This window comes from Parasedimentitalea denitrificans, from assembly GCF_011813015.1.
Taxonomy (GTDB): Bacteria; Pseudomonadota; Alphaproteobacteria; order Rhodobacterales; family Rhodobacteraceae; genus Parasedimentitalea; species Parasedimentitalea denitrificans.
In genome coordinates this window covers 112,251-127,999 of the sequence record NZ_QHLQ01000004.1, presented here as the reverse complement: position 1 = coordinate 127,999, position 15,749 = coordinate 112,251, and the positions used below count along the sequence as shown (strand labels likewise).

General features: G+C 53.6%; 15 protein-coding genes. 11 read left to right on the top strand and 4 right to left on the bottom strand.

The annotated features are described in order from the left end of the window. The first annotated feature begins 110 nt into the window (after positions 1-110). The 5 genes from DL239_RS06415 (at position 111) to DL239_RS06395 (ending at position 6,476) form a co-directional block, all read left to right on the top strand. A complete protein-coding gene (locus tag DL239_RS06415; RefSeq protein ID WP_167683175.1) occupies positions 111-1,949 on the top strand; it encodes an ABC transporter ATP-binding protein in 1,839 nt (612 codons plus the stop codon). After that, positions 1,946-3,790: an ABC transporter ATP-binding protein gene (locus DL239_RS06410; protein ID WP_167683174.1), complete on the top strand. Its 1,845-nt coding sequence runs from the start codon at positions 1,946-1,948 to the stop codon at positions 3,788-3,790. The genes DL239_RS06415 and DL239_RS06410 overlap by 4 nt, the downstream gene beginning before the upstream one ends. A 41-nt stretch (positions 3,791-3,831) precedes the next feature. Next, on the top strand, positions 3,832-5,079 hold the full coding sequence (locus DL239_RS06405) for a class I SAM-dependent RNA methyltransferase (protein WP_167683173.1): 1,248 nt from the start codon (positions 3,832-3,834) through the stop codon (positions 5,077-5,079). 21 nt (positions 5,080-5,100) lie between these two features. Further along, positions 5,101-5,892: an ion transporter gene (locus DL239_RS06400; RefSeq protein ID WP_167683172.1), complete on the top strand. Its 792-nt coding sequence runs from the start codon at positions 5,101-5,103 to the stop codon at positions 5,890-5,892. A gap of 65 nt (positions 5,893-5,957) precedes the next feature. Beyond that, positions 5,958-6,476, top strand: a complete 519-nt coding sequence (locus DL239_RS06395; protein ID WP_167683171.1) for a L,D-transpeptidase family protein — start codon at positions 5,958-5,960, stop codon at positions 6,474-6,476. Between the two features lie 65 nt (positions 6,477-6,541). On the opposite strand, the gene dalA is transcribed toward DL239_RS06395, so the two are convergent. Further along, positions 6,542-7,033, bottom strand: a complete 492-nt coding sequence (gene dalA, locus DL239_RS06390) for a divisome-associated lipoprotein DalA (RefSeq protein WP_167683170.1) — start codon at positions 7,031-7,033, stop codon at positions 6,542-6,544. A gap of 167 nt (positions 7,034-7,200) precedes the next feature. Here dalA and DL239_RS06385 point away from each other — a divergent pair, with 167 nt between their 5' ends. Continuing rightward, positions 7,201-7,818 (top strand): L,D-transpeptidase, encoded by a 618-nt coding sequence (locus DL239_RS06385; RefSeq protein ID WP_167683169.1) that lies wholly within the window; start codon positions 7,201-7,203, stop codon positions 7,816-7,818. 140 nt (positions 7,819-7,958) lie between these two features. Continuing rightward, entirely contained in the window at positions 7,959-8,141 is a 183-nt protein-coding gene (locus tag DL239_RS06380) for a hypothetical protein (protein WP_167683168.1), read from the top strand. A 138-nt stretch (positions 8,142-8,279) separates the two neighbouring features. Here the strand turns inward: DL239_RS06380 and DL239_RS06375 are convergent, their stop codons facing one another. The 3 genes from DL239_RS06375 to DL239_RS06365 form a co-directional block, all read right to left on the bottom strand. After that, positions 8,280-11,276 (bottom strand): aminotransferase class III-fold pyridoxal phosphate-dependent enzyme, encoded by a 2,997-nt coding sequence (locus DL239_RS06375; protein ID WP_167683167.1) that lies wholly within the window; start codon positions 11,274-11,276, stop codon positions 8,280-8,282. 118 nt (positions 11,277-11,394) lie between these two features. Then, positions 11,395-12,432, bottom strand: coding sequence for a ferrochelatase (gene hemH / locus DL239_RS06370; protein ID WP_167683166.1), 1,038 nt, complete (start codon positions 12,430-12,432; stop codon positions 11,395-11,397). Positions 12,433-12,487: 55 nt separating this feature from the next. Beyond that, positions 12,488-13,318: a methyltransferase domain-containing protein gene (locus DL239_RS06365; protein WP_167683165.1), complete on the bottom strand. Its 831-nt coding sequence runs from the start codon at positions 13,316-13,318 to the stop codon at positions 12,488-12,490. A 35-nt stretch (positions 13,319-13,353) separates the two neighbouring features. On the opposite strand from DL239_RS06365, the gene DL239_RS06360 reads away from it, so the two are divergent. The 4 genes from DL239_RS06360 (at position 13,354) to DL239_RS06345 (ending at position 15,696) form a co-directional block, all read left to right on the top strand. Then, positions 13,354-14,061, top strand: coding sequence for a ComF family protein (locus DL239_RS06360; RefSeq protein WP_240931761.1), 708 nt, complete (start codon positions 13,354-13,356; stop codon positions 14,059-14,061). Between the two features lie 93 nt (positions 14,062-14,154). Further along, positions 14,155-14,412, top strand: a complete 258-nt coding sequence (grxC, locus tag DL239_RS06355; RefSeq protein ID WP_167683164.1) for a glutaredoxin 3 — start codon at positions 14,155-14,157, stop codon at positions 14,410-14,412. A 14-nt stretch (positions 14,413-14,426) separates the two neighbouring features. Further along, positions 14,427-15,269, top strand: coding sequence for a carbon-nitrogen hydrolase family protein (locus DL239_RS06350; RefSeq protein WP_167683163.1), 843 nt, complete (start codon positions 14,427-14,429; stop codon positions 15,267-15,269). Next, complete coding sequence (locus DL239_RS06345; RefSeq protein WP_167683162.1) at positions 15,256-15,696, top strand: MarR family winged helix-turn-helix transcriptional regulator; 441 nt, start codon at positions 15,256-15,258, stop codon at positions 15,694-15,696. The genes DL239_RS06350 and DL239_RS06345 overlap by 14 nt, the downstream gene beginning before the upstream one ends. Positions 15,697-15,749: the final 53 nt, after the last annotated feature.

Genomic DNA, 15,749 nt, shown 5'->3' with positions numbered 1-15,749 from the left:
GTGGGATCTGGCTCAACTAACGCCGATATCCTTCCGAGTATTGACCGGGGGGCTTCGGCGCCGCCTCTGTCTGCATTTGCATCCTTTATTCGCTCACCTGGAGCACCGTTATGTTTCGTTACTTCGAAAATCTTGTAGATCCGTATTGCGACTATCCTGAACAGGATACTCCGCCAACGCGCCTGTGGCCGTTCATGCGCGACTATTGTCGCCCGTTCAAAGGTATCTTTATCTGGACCGCCTTAATGTCTCTGGTGGTTGCCGCGGTTGAGATCGGCCTGATCTATTACATGGGTCGGATGATTGATTATTTTGGCGAGGGACCACAGCAGGTTTGGGCCAACTACGGCACTGAATTGATCTTGGTCGCGCTGTTCATTCTGTTTATTCGCCCGGCCTTGCAATTGTTGGATGTGGTGTTGCTCAGCAATACGATCCTACCCAATATCGGCGCTCTGATCCGTTGGCGGGCTCACAAACATGTACTCCGCCAGTCGGTGGGGTGGTTTGAAAATGACTTTGCAGGCCGGATTGCCAACCGTATCATGCAAACCCCACCCGCTGCTGCTGAAGTGGTGTTTCAAGTTTTTGACGCCATTTCCTATTCGCTGGCCTATTTGGTTGGCGCCGCGATCTTGCTAATGTTTGCTGATGTTCGTCTGATCCTACCGCTGCTGATCTGGTTTGTTCTATATGGATTCTTGGTTCGCTGGATGATCAAGCGGGTTGGACCTGCATCCAAGGCTTCCTCCGACGCACGTTCTGCCGTGACGGGTCTTGTTGTTGATGCCTATTCCAATATCCACTCGGTCAAAATGTTTGCCCATCACGACTTGGAGCTGACCAGTTCTAAGAAAGTCATTGAGACGACGCGGAATACGGTTCAGGCCGAAATGCGGATTTTTACTGTTGTTGATGTGGTTCTTGTAACTCTCAATGGATTGCTGATCATTGGTGTTGTTGGCTGGGCGATCTATCTGTGGATGATTGGCCAGGCCTCGGTAGGGGTGATCGCCGCTGCGGCGACATTGGTTTTGCGTTTGAATGCAATGACCGGCTGGATCATGTGGGCGCTAAACTCGTTCTTTCGGGAACTTGGCGTGGTGGCCGAGGGTATGGAGACTATTGCTCAACCGATTGAACTGGTCGATGCAGCCAATGCCGAACCTTTACTGCTGAACGATGGCGAGATCGAGATCAAGAACCTGTCGCATCACTATGGGCGCGACTCTGGTGGATTAGACAAGCTGAACCTGACCATTCAGCCCGGTGAGAAGATCGGCTTGATTGGGCGTTCGGGGGCCGGGAAGTCATCCTTGGTCAAGCTGCTGTTGCGGTTCTATGACACCGAAGCTGGGCAAATTTTGATCGATGGTCAGGATATCCGCGCGGTTACGCAGGATAGTTTGCGTGGCAACATTGGTATGGTGCAGCAAGACAGTTCGCTGTTGCACCGCTCGGTACGTGACAATCTGTTGTACGGTCGCCCCGACGCGAGTGAGGAGCAGATGATCAAGGCGGCGAAACAGGCTGAAGCGCATGATTTCATAATGGATCTGGAGGATCCGCAGGGGCGCAACGGCTATGATGCCCATGTGGGTGAACGCGGTGTGAAATTGTCAGGTGGGCAGCGTCAGCGGGTTACTTTGGCTCGAGTAATCCTCAAGGATGCGCCGATCTTGCTGCTGGACGAGGCCACAAGTGCGCTCGACAGTGAGGTTGAAGCCATCATCCAGCAGACCCTATATGGCATGATGGAGGGCAAGACGGTCATTGCCATTGCACATAGGCTGTCCACCATCGCACAGATGGACCGCATTCTAGTGCTGGACCAAGGCCGCATTGTCGAAGAAGGTTCGCATGTTGATTTGCTACAGGCTCAGGGGTTGTATGCCCAATTCTGGGCGCGGCAATCGGGCGGGTTCCTGAATATTGAGGCTGCAGAATGAACATTGGCAATTGGATCGACGCATTTAGACCGGCAGTAGGCCCGCCACCTCAGACTTTGTGGGCTTTTCTACGCTGGTGTCTGACTGGCGCTTGGCCGATGCTGTTGCTGGCCGCGCTGTTTTCGGCTTTGGCTGGTGGGATGGAGGCAGGAACCGCCTATATTCTGGGTCTTGTCATTGATACCGCTGTATCCAGCGGGCCGCAGGCGTTCTTTTCAGCTCAAAATGTCGTCATGATTGCCTCGGCGATCGGGTTTTTCTTAGTTATTCGGCCTGTCCTGTTCAGCCTGTCTGCAGTGTCGAATTCGATAATCGTGCAACCCAACGTGAATCCCATGGTCCTGTCCCGACTTAACCGATGGACGTTGGGGCAGTCTGTCAGTTTCTTTGACGACGACTTTGCAGGCCGCATCGCGCAGAAACAGATGCAAACCTCTAGCGCGGTAACGTCTGTCGCCTCCGAAGTTATCAACGTCGTGGCCTTTGCCTTGGCGTCGATGATCGGTGCGATGGCCTTGCTTGGTGCAATCGATTTGCGTGTGACGGCTATTTTTCTTGTCTGGTTGATCGGTTACTTCGCTATGATTAGTTGGTTCTTGCCTCGGGTGCGCATCCGGGCCGGAACGCGGGCTGGTGCCAAGGCGATGGTCACGGGGCAAGTTGTTGATTCCATCACTAATATCAAGACAGTCAAATTGTTCGCTCACTCAGATCACGAGGAGAAGACTGCGCAGGATGCCATGGCCGATTTTCGAACCAAGGCGCTCAGTTTTGGCTATCTAGCAGCCGGGTTCCGATTTGGTCTGATGACACTGGCAGGCTTGTTGCCAGTATTGCTGATCGGCTCAACATTGCTGCTATGGCAAACAGGGCAGGCTACCGAAGGCAACATCGTTGCCGCTGGGGCTGTATCGATCCGGATTGCGCAGATGACGGGCTGGGTCAGCTTCACGCTGATGGGTATTTATTCCAACATTGGTGAAATCGAAAACGGAATGAAGACACTCACCGTCCGCAACCGGGTCGAGGATGTACCTGAAGCTGTTGATCTGAGTGTGCCCAACGGCGAGATCATTTTTGAGGAAACTGGATTTGCTTATGGGCGGAATGTTGGCGGGATAGACGGAATTTCCTTGACCATCCAACCCGGTGAAAAATTGGGTATCGTTGGTGCGTCTGGGGCAGGGAAGTCGACGCTGGTTTCCCTCCTTATGCGGCTCTACGAAGGCGAGAGTGGGCGAATTTTGATCGATGGTCAGGATATCGCCAAGGTCACGCAAGATTCGCTTCGGCGTCAGATCGGCATGGTCACGCAGGAAACTGCTATGTTCAATCGTTCAGCGCGGGACAACATCCTGTATGGACGGCCGGATGCAACCGAGGAGGAGCTGATTGCAGCTGCACGCCAAGCCGAAGCGGATGATTTCATCGGGACGTTACAGGATGGGCGTGGCCGACAAGGCTATGATGCTCACCTTGGTGAGCGTGGTGTGAAACTATCTGGCGGTCAGCGGCAGAGGATCGCTCTGGCTCGCGCCATTCTGAAAGACGCGCCTATTCTGGTGCTGGACGAGGCAACATCGGCGCTGGATTCTGAGGTGGAGGCAGCCATCCAATCTGCGCTGCATCGGGTGATGGAAGGTAAAACCGTGCTGGCAATTGCCCACCGGTTATCAACGCTTAGTGAAATGGACCGGATCATCGTGATGGAACAAGGTCAGATTGCCGAAATCGGTAGCCATGAACAGCTGCTGGCGCAGGGTGGGCTATATGCTCAGTTCTGGGCCCGTCAGTCAGGTGGCTTTATCCGTACGGAAAGAGAATCTGAAGCAGCTGAATAAGGGTTTTGCCAAAGCGCTCGGGTATCTGTATCAGGACGCCCATGAGTACATCAGCTAGAACCACCGCCAGCATCACACGTCTCGGACACCAGGGCGACGGAGTCGCCGAAGGCCCATTGTTTGCCCCGCGCACCCTTCCGGGTGAAGTGGTGACAGGGGTCGTTGATGGTAGCGCGCTGGGCGACATTCGCATTGAAACGCCCTCGGATCACAGGGTGCAGGCGCCGTGTCGGCACTACAAATCCTGTGGTGGCTGTCAGCTGCAGCACGCAGACGATGGTTTCGTGGCTGAATGGAAGCAAGGCATCGTAAGCAATGCGCTTAGTGCTCAACGGCTGGAAACCACGTTTCGCCCAATCCACACTTCGCCTCCGCAATCGCGTCGACGTGCCACTCTGGCTGTTCGGCGCACCAAAAAGGGAGCGATGGCAGGGTTTCACGGTCGTGCTTCGGGCGTAATTACTCAGATCCCAGATTGTCATCTTCTACATCCGGATCTGTTGGCAGCAATTCCAATGGCCGAGGACCTGGCTCTGATCGGAGCCAGCCGTAAAACGCCATTGGCGGTTACCATAACGCTGTCGGACATTGGTCTGGATGTTTTGGTGATGAACGGCAAACCACTGGATGGGCCGTTGCGTATGCAGTTGGCCCAGTCAGTCGAAAAGCTGGGCATTACCCGTCTGACTTGGGATGACGAACAGATCGCAATGACCCAGCCACCTACCCAGACCTTTGGTCCGGCCAAGGTTTGCCCACCTCCGGGCAGCTTCCTGCAAGCCACACGAGATGGCGAGGCAGCCTTGCTTGCTGGCGTGCAAGAAATCGTTCAAGGATCAAAACGTATCGTCGATCTGTTCGCCGGATGCGGTACCTTTGCATTGCCTCTGGCCAAAGATGCGGAAATTCTGGCGGTTGAAGGTGATCCAGAGATGGTTCAGGCGCTAGAAGCCGGATGGCGACAGGCCAAGGGCCTGAAAGTGGTCAAAGCTGTTGCGCGCGACCTGTTTCGCCGCCCGATGATGCCAGACGAGCTGAACCCTTTTGGCGCGTTTTACGAGGCCGCAGTGATTGATCCACCGCGCTCGGGTGCCGAATCGCAGGTAGCTGAACTGATTAAGGCCCGCACCAAGATCATCGCCTATGTGTCCTGCAATCCGATCAGCTTTGCCCGAGACGCCAAGTTACTGGTTGATGCAGGTTATCAGTTGAACTGGGTGCAGGTTGTTGACCAGTTCCGCTGGTCAGCCCATACCGAACTGGTTGCATCCTTCACCCTAGCCGCTTGAGCCTTTAACCGGATTATTATCATGCCTCTTATTCAACGTATGTCGGCTGTTTTGGAAGCTGCCCGTTTTGGCCACTTCATCACGGCTGTTATTTTGGTCAATGCGGTTACTCTTGGGCTGGAAACCTCGCCGTATGTCATGGCGCGGATTGGCGGGATTGTTCATTTGATCGACGAGATCTGTTTATCGATCTTTGTTCTCGAAATTCTGGCCAAGTTGATAGTTTCTAAGCATCGGTTTTTCCTAAGCGGATGGAACGTGTTCGACTTTTTGATTGTCGGCATTGCCTTGGTTCCAGGAGCACAGGGGCTTTCGGTTCTGCGGGCTCTGCGAATCTTGCGTGTCTTGCGTGTTATTTCCGTGGCTCCAAGTCTGCGTCGTGTGGTCGAGGGTTTCATCACAGCCTTGCCGGGCATGGGCTCTGTCTTCCTGTTGATGGCGATTATTTTCTACATTGGCTCAGTGATATCCACCAAGCTATTCGGCGAAGCTTTTCCCCAATGGTTCGGTAACCTGGGGGATAGCGCCTATTCCCTGTTCCAGATCATGACACTGGAAAGCTGGTCCATGGGCATTGTTCGCCCAGTGATGGAGGTCTTCCCCTACGCGTGGGTGTTCTTTGTACCATTCATCATGGTCACGACTTTTGCAGTTGTGAACTTGCTGGTGGGTTTGATCGTGAACTCGATGCAGGATGCGCATAGCGTTGAAGACACTGAACGAACCGATGCTTACCGGGATCAGGTACTCGCAAGACTTGAGGCAATTGAGCAGCGGTTGCCGCAGCAAAGTGAAGAAATCCTAAAGAAGTGATTTTGGTTAACGAACTATTTAGAAGTATTTTGGCAGAAAGATCAAAAGAAACGAGATAGAGCAGTATGGACAGAAGAGCATTCGGTTTGGGTGCCGCAGCAATCTTGGCTTCGGCAGGATGCAGTGGTGCCACAAGTAGGTTCCAAAGCTATCAGGGACCCGAGGTTACCGGCATTGTTGTCAACAAAGGTGCCCGTAAGATGTATTTGCTTCACAATGAAGAAGTGTTGCGCGAATACAAAGTTGATCTGGGTTTCGCTCCGGTTGGGGCAAAAACGGTCGAAGGAGACGGGAAAACTCCTGAAGGCACCTATGTGATCAATCGTCGAAATCCTAACAGCTCTTTCCACCTTTCGATCGGAATTTCATATCCCAATAGTCAGGACGTTTCTGAAGCAAATGCACTTGGTAAGAAACCGGGTGGTGAGATATTCATTCACGGTCAACCCAATGACGCCAAGGCCCGTAGACGTGCGGCACGGGTTGATGACTGGACCGCCGGCTGTATTGCGGTAAGCAACGATGAGATTGAAGAGATTTTCTCTATGGTCAAAGATGGCACAGTAATCAGCTTGCGCTCGTAGCAGAGCCACTGAAATAACAAAGGCGGCTATGAGCCGCCTCTGATCTCGGAGTTGTAGTTGGGTAGTTAGTTACCCATCACCAAAGTCCACCAGATTTTGCCGTTCTGTTCTTGGAACCAAGAGAACCCCATGTTGACCGCTTTGGGGTCCATGATCACTGCGCGTGTACCCGTGTCTTCCATCCACGCTGCCAAGGTTTCCACTTCGCTTTCATAGGTTTCTGAAATGGCTTCCCCCATCAACGTTCCTGTATAACCTGTGCGGGCTACGCGATCTAATGGTGATGATCCGTCCGAGCCAAAGTGCCAAGGGCGGTTCTGTACCGCCATATCTTGGGAGTGGGTGGCTGCAGCGGCGTTCAGTTGAGAGTTCAATTGCACGACTGAAGAGCCCGAAGCCTGCCTGAGCGCATTTACCGAATCGAGCATACGAAATTGAACTTTGTCTGCGTTACGGATGCGATACGCTTTGCCACCTGAACCGCCATTTGGGGAAGGGGTACATGCAGCCGTTAGTGTCAGCACGGTTGCCGCAATTATCAATAATACACGCTTCATTTTGCACCTTAGTCTAATACCTAGGTACAGCACTTAGCCTTACTGTGGCATTGGCGCAAATGCAGTGACATCAAAATGCCGATAGTGACGCGTGTTTGATTTGCGACTGAGGCATTCACGCCATATTATGCGCCGATAGCTTCTATACAGAGCAGGTAGTGACGACCATGTCTTCCAAATCATTTCAATTTCCGTCCCGGCGGAATTTTTTAACCGGCACTGCAGCATTGCTTGCAACCCCGGCACTGTCGCAGGTGACGGACCCAGATGCTGAACCCGCATATGATCCGCTACGCCCGCCACCCGAGCCCGAACCGCCTGTACGCCGAAATATTTCGGCCTTTCGGGCGAAAAATTGGCAACCGTATTTCGACAATCTCAAAAACGGGGCGATTCTGGTCGATATAGATAGCCGTGCTTTGCATTATTGGTCTGCCGATGAAACAACCTATAAATTATTTCCTTCATCGGTGCCGCTTTCCGACGATTTGACACGCCGTGGACGTACTCAAGTTGTGCGTAAAGTTGAGGGCCCGTCTTGGGCACCTACACCGAATATGCGCAAGCGAAACCCAGAGTGGCCGAGTTATGTTCCCCCAGGCCCGGACAATCCGTTGGGATCGCATGCATTGTACCTAAGCTGGAAGTATTACCGTATCCACGGCACTCATGACACGCGAAAGATTGGCCGGAAGTCTTCCAATGGCTGCATTGGGCTATATAATGAACATATTGCACAGCTTTTTGGGATGGCCAAAATAGGTACTCAAGTGTTGCTTATTTGACCACAATTTAGTCCCGCTAGGTCGATTTCTTTCAACAAGCGTTTGCAATCCCGGGTTTTTACTGATTAGAAAAAACCACGAGGTATGTCTTGGCTGCGTAGGCTAATTTTAATTGGCCGCGCCTTTTTCTGGAGGTTAATATGAAAAAACTCGTTCTCGCCGCTGCACTGACAGCTGCTGCTTCGACCGCATTTGCTGGTGGTTACTCTGAGCCGGTCGTTGAGCCGATCGTTGTTGTTGAAGAAGCTCAAGGTTCTTCCAGCGGCATCATGCTGCCACTGCTGCTGCTGGTTCTGGTTGGCGCTGCTGCTGCAAGCAGCTAATTGCTACGACCAAAGTTACGGAAAAGGCGGTGGTTTCCCACCGCCTTTTTTGTTGGCCGATACTCGGTCTAAGGTTGCTGGTTTTTACAAGTTGCCAATCAAGTGAAAAGCAACTTGTAGTATTAAAGAACGCTACTCTTAATCCAGCTCAGCTAAGATCTGGCCAAGAGATCCCAAGATCATTTCGACGCCTTCATCATCAACAGATAGTGGAGGGCGGATTTTTAGGATGTTGTCCTTAGGTCCTTCGCTGCCGATCAATATCCTATGATCACGCATCCGGTTTTTGACATACGAGCATATTTCCTTGCCCTCTGAGCCATCCGGATTAATCAATTCCAGCCCCAAAAACAGGCCCATTCCGCGTACGTCACCGACGCAGCCGAACTTCTTTTCCAAGGCTTTAAGTCCGGCAATCAGCTTTGCACCCATAACCCGTGCATTGTCCTGCAATCCTTCGTCATCGACAATATCCAGAACTTCTTTGCCGATTCGACAGGATAGATTTGATCCGCCAAAGGTTGAAAAGAACTCTGGTCCCTTGGCAAAGCTGTCAGCAATCTCTTTGGTTGTGACAAGAACGCCAAGTGGGTGACCATTGCCAATGGGTTTTCCCATAACAACTATATCGGGCAGAGCGCCTTGGTGTTCGAAGCCAAAATAGTAATCGCCCAATCGCCCCAGTCCAGTTTGCACTTCATCTGCGATGCAAACCCCTCCAGCGGCTCGGATTTTTTCGTAAACTGCCGCCAGATAGCCCTTAGCCGGAATGATCTGCCCACCAACCGAAGGGAAGGTCTCTGCAATAAATCCAGCCAATCCATGGCCTTTGTCTTGCAGTGTCTTGATGGCTGGGTCTACCAGGTCCGCAAATTTTTGGGCCCGGTCCGGATCGTCCCGTTTAAATGACCCGCGATAGTCGTCTGCGACCTCGACCAGTTCAACCCAATCGGTCTGACCGATTCCACCTGGAGCGTTGAATTTATAGGCCGAGATATCAATCACCCCGGTTGTATTGCCGTGGTAGCCATGGTTCGGCGTAACCATGCCCTTGGCGCCAGTGTGGGCGCGGGCGAGGCGAAGGGCCAGCTCGTTGGCTTCGGTGCCAGAGTTCACAAAGAAACACACCTCAAAAGGTTCTGGCAGCTTTGATAGAACCTTTTCAGCAAAGGTTGTTTGGGCAGGGTGTAGATAGCGGGTATTAGAATTCATCCGCTTAAGCTGATCAGCGGCGACAGCCTGAATACGCGGGTGTGCATGGCCGACATGAGGCACGTTGTTATAGGCGTCCAGATAGGGGCGACCCCATTCATCAAACAGATGATGTTTCCATCCACGTACCAGCATCACAGGGTCGGTATAGGTCAGTGACAGATTTCCACCAAAATGCGCCTTGCGACCTGCCAAAACCTCACCTTTGTCGGTTGGCTGATAGCAGACCTTGTCTTCTGGCAGGTTCAACAACCCCGCTGGGTTCGGGCAGATTGCCTGCCACATGTACATCTCATCCGGATCACCGACGCCGGGCCAATCGGCCTCGATTCCATCAGTGGTCAACGCCAGTTGGAAGTGCACGTGCGGCGCCCAGCCACCATTGACGCTAGCGTCTCCCAAACGGCAGAACTCGGCGCCTTTTTCGATGGAATCGCCGAGCTTCAGGCGGTTGCAGCACTCAGGGTTCAGATGACCGTACAAAGTGTAGAAGGCATCACCATCTGGTGTTTCATGGCGCAGGATGATGACTCCGCCGTAATCCAGATGGTTATTTCGGTTTTCAATTGCAAAAACCGTACCCTGCAGAGGCGCGTAAAGTAGGGTTTCTGCTGGAGCGAATCCATCAACGGCCAGGTGCACGGTGCGACGATCGCTGGCCCTGTACGGACCTTTGCGGAAGGCATCAGCCGTGTAGATCAGACGCGGTTCGTGGTAGTAGCCCAGCCAAATTCCATCACCGAACTCCTCACCCACGCGGGCGGCTTCGTCAGCAGGCAGATCAAACGGGTTTTGTGGCCAGGTGGAATTTTCAACCGAGAGGCTGCCCATTGGAGTCTCGGTCAGGTCTGTGCCCATCAGCGGGGCAAAGTTCCCACGTTCAGCCTCCAAATAGGCCATCACACGATCAGCACCATCAACGACCGGCAGTTCACAGGCCGCGCGTAGCCGCGCAGCGACCAAGCCGCCGTTCAGCGGGTGCCCTTCCAAGAACCGCCAGGCCGGACCTTGGGAAATCACCACATAGGGATCATCTGGGTTATCCACGGCCATCAGGGTCGAATTGACCACGCTAACCGCCAGACGAGCGCGCAGCAGTGGCCAGATCAGGTCGACTTCGGCCGGGCTGAGCGGATTGGCCGCGTGAAAACCCGCCACAATGTCTGCCAGCGCAGCCTCGGGGTTGGGATGGTCCAACACGATATAGGCCGCAGAAATGGCCAAGTCGCAAACGCGGGGAGAGGCGCACATGTCACCAAGATCGATAAATCCGGATACACGACGCGGTTCGCTCAGCTCACCAGTGACAAGGATGTTATAGTCATTCGCGTCGTTGTGGATCGCCTGTGATGGCATGGACGCAAGGGCTGGCTTGATCTTGGCAAACTCAGCTGCAATATCGGCAATAATGGCGCACCGTGCTGGGTCGGCGATGCAGTCCAGCTGATCCGCAATCCAATCAGCTGTGGTCAGATCCCATTTGAAGTCGCGCTGCAGCCCACTGTGCTGAAAATCAGCCAGCGTCTTGGCGCAGTTGCCCAGAACATTGCCAACATCAAAAATCAGATCAGGTGTCTTGGGGGCTTTCTTGGCATAGCACACTCCCGGCAGCCGGTTCTGCAACCACACCAGACACAGGTCACCGTTTTCATCGGGTAGCTCCAACATAGAATCGCCGGACGGCGTGCGGACAACGCGGGGGCAGGGTAGATCGGGCGCACCAGCTTCGATATGCTCCAACGCCTTGATTTGCATATCGACCAACCAGGTTTCGCAACCGGGTCGCATAGCTTTTAGAATGTAGCCTTGGCCGTCTTCATCCTCGGCCAGATAGTTCAGGTCATACTCACCGTCTAACCGGGTCAGGTTCGCCGTGATGCCCCAGTTTTGTTGCAGCGTTGTGGCCCAATGCAGTTCGCTCATCCGTGCTTTCCCATGTCACGTTTGTGCTGCCGCTTGATCTGTTACAGCGCAAACAAATATCGTTGCGCGTATTTGGACTAAGGTGGTTGGATTAGTCCACCCGGCACTGCAAATTCTTTTAGTCGAGCCAACCCTTCAGGTTTTCTTGCACGATTGTGGACAGCGCCTCGATGTGACTGTCGCTGTCATTTAGGCAGGGGATGTATTCAAACACCTCACCTCCGGCCTCTTCAAAGCTCTCGCGGATCTCGTCATTGATCTCTTCCAGTGTTTCGATGCAATCGGCCGAAAACGCTGGGGCGACAACAGCGATGTTTTTCTTGCCCTGCTTGGAAAGTTCGGCAACATGATCAACGGTATAGGGCTTCAGCCATTCCTCGGGGCCAAACCGAGACTGGAAGGTGCTGACCAGATCGGTGTCGTCCCAACCAAGGCGTTCCTTCAGCAGGCGCGTGGTTTTTTGACATTGGCAATGATAGGGATCACCCTGTTGCAAATAGCGCTCGGGCATACCGTGATATGACACCACAAGGATGTCAGGACGTTTTGCCATTTTGGCAAAGGCATCTTCGATAGATTTAGCCAAAGCGTCGATATAATCGGGGTGATCAAAATAGGCCGGAACCGTGCGGGCCGCAGGCTGCCAGGTTTCGTCCATCAGGGCGCTGAAAAATGCATCATTCGCGGTGGCCGAAGTGGCACCGGCGTATTGTGGGTACAGCGGCAGGAATAAAATTTTGGTGCACCCTGCTTCGACCATGGCACGAACCTTGGATTTGGTCGAAGGATTGCCATAACGCATGCAGAAATCGACCATAACCTGATCTCCATACCGTGCCTTTAAGGCCTCGGCCATCTTGGCGGTCTGGTCTTTGGTAATGGTCATCAAGGGGCTTTCACCCTTGTCGTGGTTCCAAATGGATTTATACGCCGCGCCCGAGCTGAAGGGACGTTTAGTCAGAATGATCAGCTGCAACAAAGGTTGCCATTTCCATTTCGGATAGTCGATTACCCGCTGGTCAGACAAAAACTCGCTCAGATACCGCCGCATTGGCCAATAGGTGTAATCATCCGGAGTACCAAGGTTTGCCAGCAAGATGCCTACTTTCTCGGTAGGTAGCGATGGGTGATTGGCGTGTTTTGTGGCGTCCGACATGGTGGCGTCCTGTAAGGCTGGGTCGTTCGGATGAATAGGGAAAACCGATTTGGGGTCAATCGGGCAATTTGGTCTCTGGCACCTTTAGAGCGTCGGCCAGTCGAGCTTTGGCCGAACCGGGGCGCAAGGGTTTCTGCTGTGAATCGGATGGCGACCAGCCGGTCAGGCAAACCAGTTCAAAGGTGGCTGGCAGGCGATTGTTTTCGGTGGCGAAATGCTGTCGATACAGGTGATCCGCCATCTCAAACAGAAGGCGAGACGTAGGAGTTCTGGAACGTTGGGCGATTGCGTTGCTTTCACCCATGTCACGTAGGTCGTGCATCAGGTGGTATAAATCGCGATACTCAGCGGTCAGCGGCACCAGATCAGCAACCGGCAACGCAAATCCGGCGCGTTGCAATAGCCCGCCCAGATCACGGATTTCGCCCATCGGCACCACCCGCGGGGACAAGCCTCCGGTTATCGTGGTCTCGGCTTCGGCTAGGGCGCTGCGCAGCTCGTGTAGGGTTTGCCCACCCATCATCAGGACCAGCAACAACCCATCTTCTTTAAGCGCGCGACGGCATTGGATCAGCTGACCAACTGGATCATTGGCCCAATGTAGGCACATAGCATGGATCACCACATCATGCTTGCCCGGTTCCAAGTCTAATACATCGTCATCAGATACGATCTTTGCGCCTGGTAGGCTGTCCTGCCAAATCTCCGCAAAAGGAGAGATGATGGCAGGGGCCGTAAAGGTTCTGTTAACCATAGAGAGCCGATCCTCGACTTCATCCCGTGCGGTTTCGTGCAGGAACAGAGCCGTCGGCTGGCGGCGCGCTCGGTGGGCGCTTAGGGCAGGGCGGTCAAACAGGGCTGGCTGATTTTGTGGGGCTTGCGTCATAAGGGCTGTTTAGGCTGATGCTGAAGCAGATACAAATGGCTGTTTCACTGATTTACCCACCACGTTGTATTGGATGCGGGGATCTGGTCGATAGCGACTTTGGCCTGTGTGGTGTGTGCTGGCGAGAAACACCATTTATTGGTGGCACCGTCTGCGAAAGTTGCGGCACGCCATTGCCGGGGTCAGCAGACGGGTTTCGGTTGGATTGCGATGATTGCATGGCGCACCCGCGGGCGTGGAGCCAAGGTCGGGCGGCGCTGCTCTATCGCGATCAGGCGCGGTCCTTGGTGCTGGCATTGAAACACGGGGATCGGGGTGACATTGCCAAACCTGCGGCCTCGTGGATTCTGACGATTGCAAAACCGTTGCTGGAAAACGATCCAATTATTGTTCCGGTGCCCCTTCATTGGTCTCGCTTACTGAAACGGCGTTACAATCAATCAGCACTACTGGCACTGCAAATGGCTAAACAATCCCAGCTTCAATGCTGTGTAGATTTGCTGGTCCGGCGCAAGCGGACCGAGTCACTGGATGGTAAGACACGAGAACAACGGTATGTGGCGCTGGGCGATGCTATCATCTGTAACCCACGTCAAAAGTTTAATTTACAGGGGAGGGTGGTTCTGTTGGTTGATGATGTAATGACCTCTGGTGCAACATTGACGGCCTGTACTGATGCATGCCTGCGCGGTGGTGCGGCAAAGGTTAGGGTGGTGACGCTGGCGCGCGTCACCAAACAGTGATCAATTGATCACGTTTTCGCGCGTCCCTCGCAATTGTTGCATTGGCTCCCCAAATCCCCCACAACGTCAAAGCTGAATGAAATGGAGACCTCAATGAGATCGGTCGAAATATATACCTCGCCATTGTGCGGTTTTTGTCATGCTGCCAAACGGTTGCTCACCCAAAAAGGTGTTACCTTTGCCGAGGTGAACGTGTTGACCGATCCTGAGCGTAAGCCAGAGATGATTCAGCGCGCCAATGGTGGCCGTACTGTGCCGCAGATTTTTATCGGCGACACCCATGTGGGCGGCTGCGATGATTTGTACGCGCTTGAGCAGGCGGGAAAACTTGATCCTCTGCTCGCGGCCTAAATTCGGAGATCCAAATGCGCGCGGCCCTGTTGCAGATGACATCGAGCGATGATCCGGGTGAAAACCTGATCACAGTTAAAGCGATGTTGGCAGAGGCCGCGGCGGGTGGTGCTGAATTTGTTCTGACGCCGGAGGTCACCAACTGCGTCAGTACCAGCCGCAGGCACCAGCAAGCCGTGTTGCATCACGAAGAAGACGACCCCACGTTGGCAGCTTTGCAAATCGCTGCGGCAAAACACGGGGTCTGGCTGTTGTTGGGGTCATTGGCTGTCAAAACGCACGACAGCGATGGGCGCTTTGCCAACCGGCAATTCCTGATTTCACCACAGGGTGAGATCACCGCGAGGTACGACAAAATCCACATGTTTGATGTGGACGTGACGCCGGAAGAAACCTACCGCGAGTCAGATGGATACCGCCCTGGCGATCGGGCTGTTCTGGCCGAAACTTCGTTTGGCCGCGTTGGCATGAGCATTTGTTACGATGTCAGGTTCGGGCACCTACATCGAGCACTGGCTAAGGCTGGCGCGGATATATTGACTGTTCCGGCAGCATTTTCACATGTGACCGGCGCTGCCCATTGGTACACACTTTTGCGTGCCCGCGCGATAGAAACCGGCTGTTACATCTTGGCTCCTGCTCAAACCGGAAAACACTCTGCCTGCGTTGGTGGATGCCGTCAAACCTATGGGCACTCTCTAGTTGTTGCCCCATGGGGCGAAGTTTTATCGGATGCTGGCATCGATCCAGGGGTGAGCTACGTTGATTTGGACGTGAAAAAAGTGTCAGAAGCACGCAGGCGTATTCCTGCGTTGACACATGATCGGAAGTTCGACGAACCTGATGGAAGAAAATAATTCTCTTGCAGTTTCGCTGTTTAGCGAAATTTTGATGGCAGACCAATTAGCCCGCTCACGCCTGACCAAGGCGCTGCCCAAGGGCATGGAACTGTCTCATTTTTCGGTTCTAAATCACTTGGCAAGGGTCGGGCTGGAACGTTCTCCTGCGCAATTGGCCAAGGCATTTCACGTAACGCGCGGCGCGATGACGAACACGCTTAGCAAGTTGGAAGTTGCAGGTTATATACATATCCGCCCAGACTGGGACGATGCTCGGCGCAAGATGGTGGCGATCAGCTCAGCCGGCCGAGAAGCCCGCAATGCTGCCCTGGCTGGAATTACTCCGATAATCTCAGAAGTGGTGAGTGAGCTGGGAAGTGACCGAGTGCGCGCCGCGCTGCCAATTCTGCGGGAGCTGCGAAGTAAACTTGAAAGTGATGTTTAATTCGTTGCTTTAAATGAAAACGAGGTATCTGCTCCCAGATACCTCGCTGTTTC

Coding starts and splice junctions, on each gene's coding strand:
- DL239_RS06415 (WP_167683175.1), top strand. CDS start 111: ATGTTTCGTTACTTCGAAAATCTTGTAGATCCGTATTGCGACTATCCT.
- DL239_RS06410 (WP_167683174.1), top strand. CDS start 1,946: ATGAACATTGGCAATTGGATCGACGCATTTAGACCGGCAGTAGGCCCG.
- DL239_RS06405 (WP_167683173.1), top strand. CDS start 3,832: ATGAGTACATCAGCTAGAACCACCGCCAGCATCACACGTCTCGGACAC.
- DL239_RS06400 (WP_167683172.1), top strand. CDS start 5,101: ATGCCTCTTATTCAACGTATGTCGGCTGTTTTGGAAGCTGCCCGTTTT.
- DL239_RS06395 (WP_167683171.1), top strand. CDS start 5,958: ATGGACAGAAGAGCATTCGGTTTGGGTGCCGCAGCAATCTTGGCTTCG.
- dalA (WP_167683170.1), bottom strand. CDS start 7,033: ATGAAGCGTGTATTATTGATAATTGCGGCAACCGTGCTGACACTAACG.
- DL239_RS06385 (WP_167683169.1), top strand. CDS start 7,201: ATGTCTTCCAAATCATTTCAATTTCCGTCCCGGCGGAATTTTTTAACC.
- DL239_RS06380 (WP_167683168.1), top strand. CDS start 7,959: ATGAAAAAACTCGTTCTCGCCGCTGCACTGACAGCTGCTGCTTCGACC.
- DL239_RS06375 (WP_167683167.1), bottom strand. CDS start 11,276: ATGAGCGAACTGCATTGGGCCACAACGCTGCAACAAAACTGGGGCATC.
- hemH (WP_167683166.1), bottom strand. CDS start 12,432: ATGTCGGACGCCACAAAACACGCCAATCACCCATCGCTACCTACCGAG.
- DL239_RS06365 (WP_167683165.1), bottom strand. CDS start 13,318: ATGACGCAAGCCCCACAAAATCAGCCAGCCCTGTTTGACCGCCCTGCC.
- DL239_RS06360 (WP_240931761.1), top strand. CDS start 13,354: ATGGCTGTTTCACTGATTTACCCACCACGTTGTATTGGATGCGGGGAT.
- grxC (WP_167683164.1), top strand. CDS start 14,155: ATGAGATCGGTCGAAATATATACCTCGCCATTGTGCGGTTTTTGTCAT.
- DL239_RS06350 (WP_167683163.1), top strand. CDS start 14,427: ATGCGCGCGGCCCTGTTGCAGATGACATCGAGCGATGATCCGGGTGAA.
- DL239_RS06345 (WP_167683162.1), top strand. CDS start 15,256: ATGGAAGAAAATAATTCTCTTGCAGTTTCGCTGTTTAGCGAAATTTTG.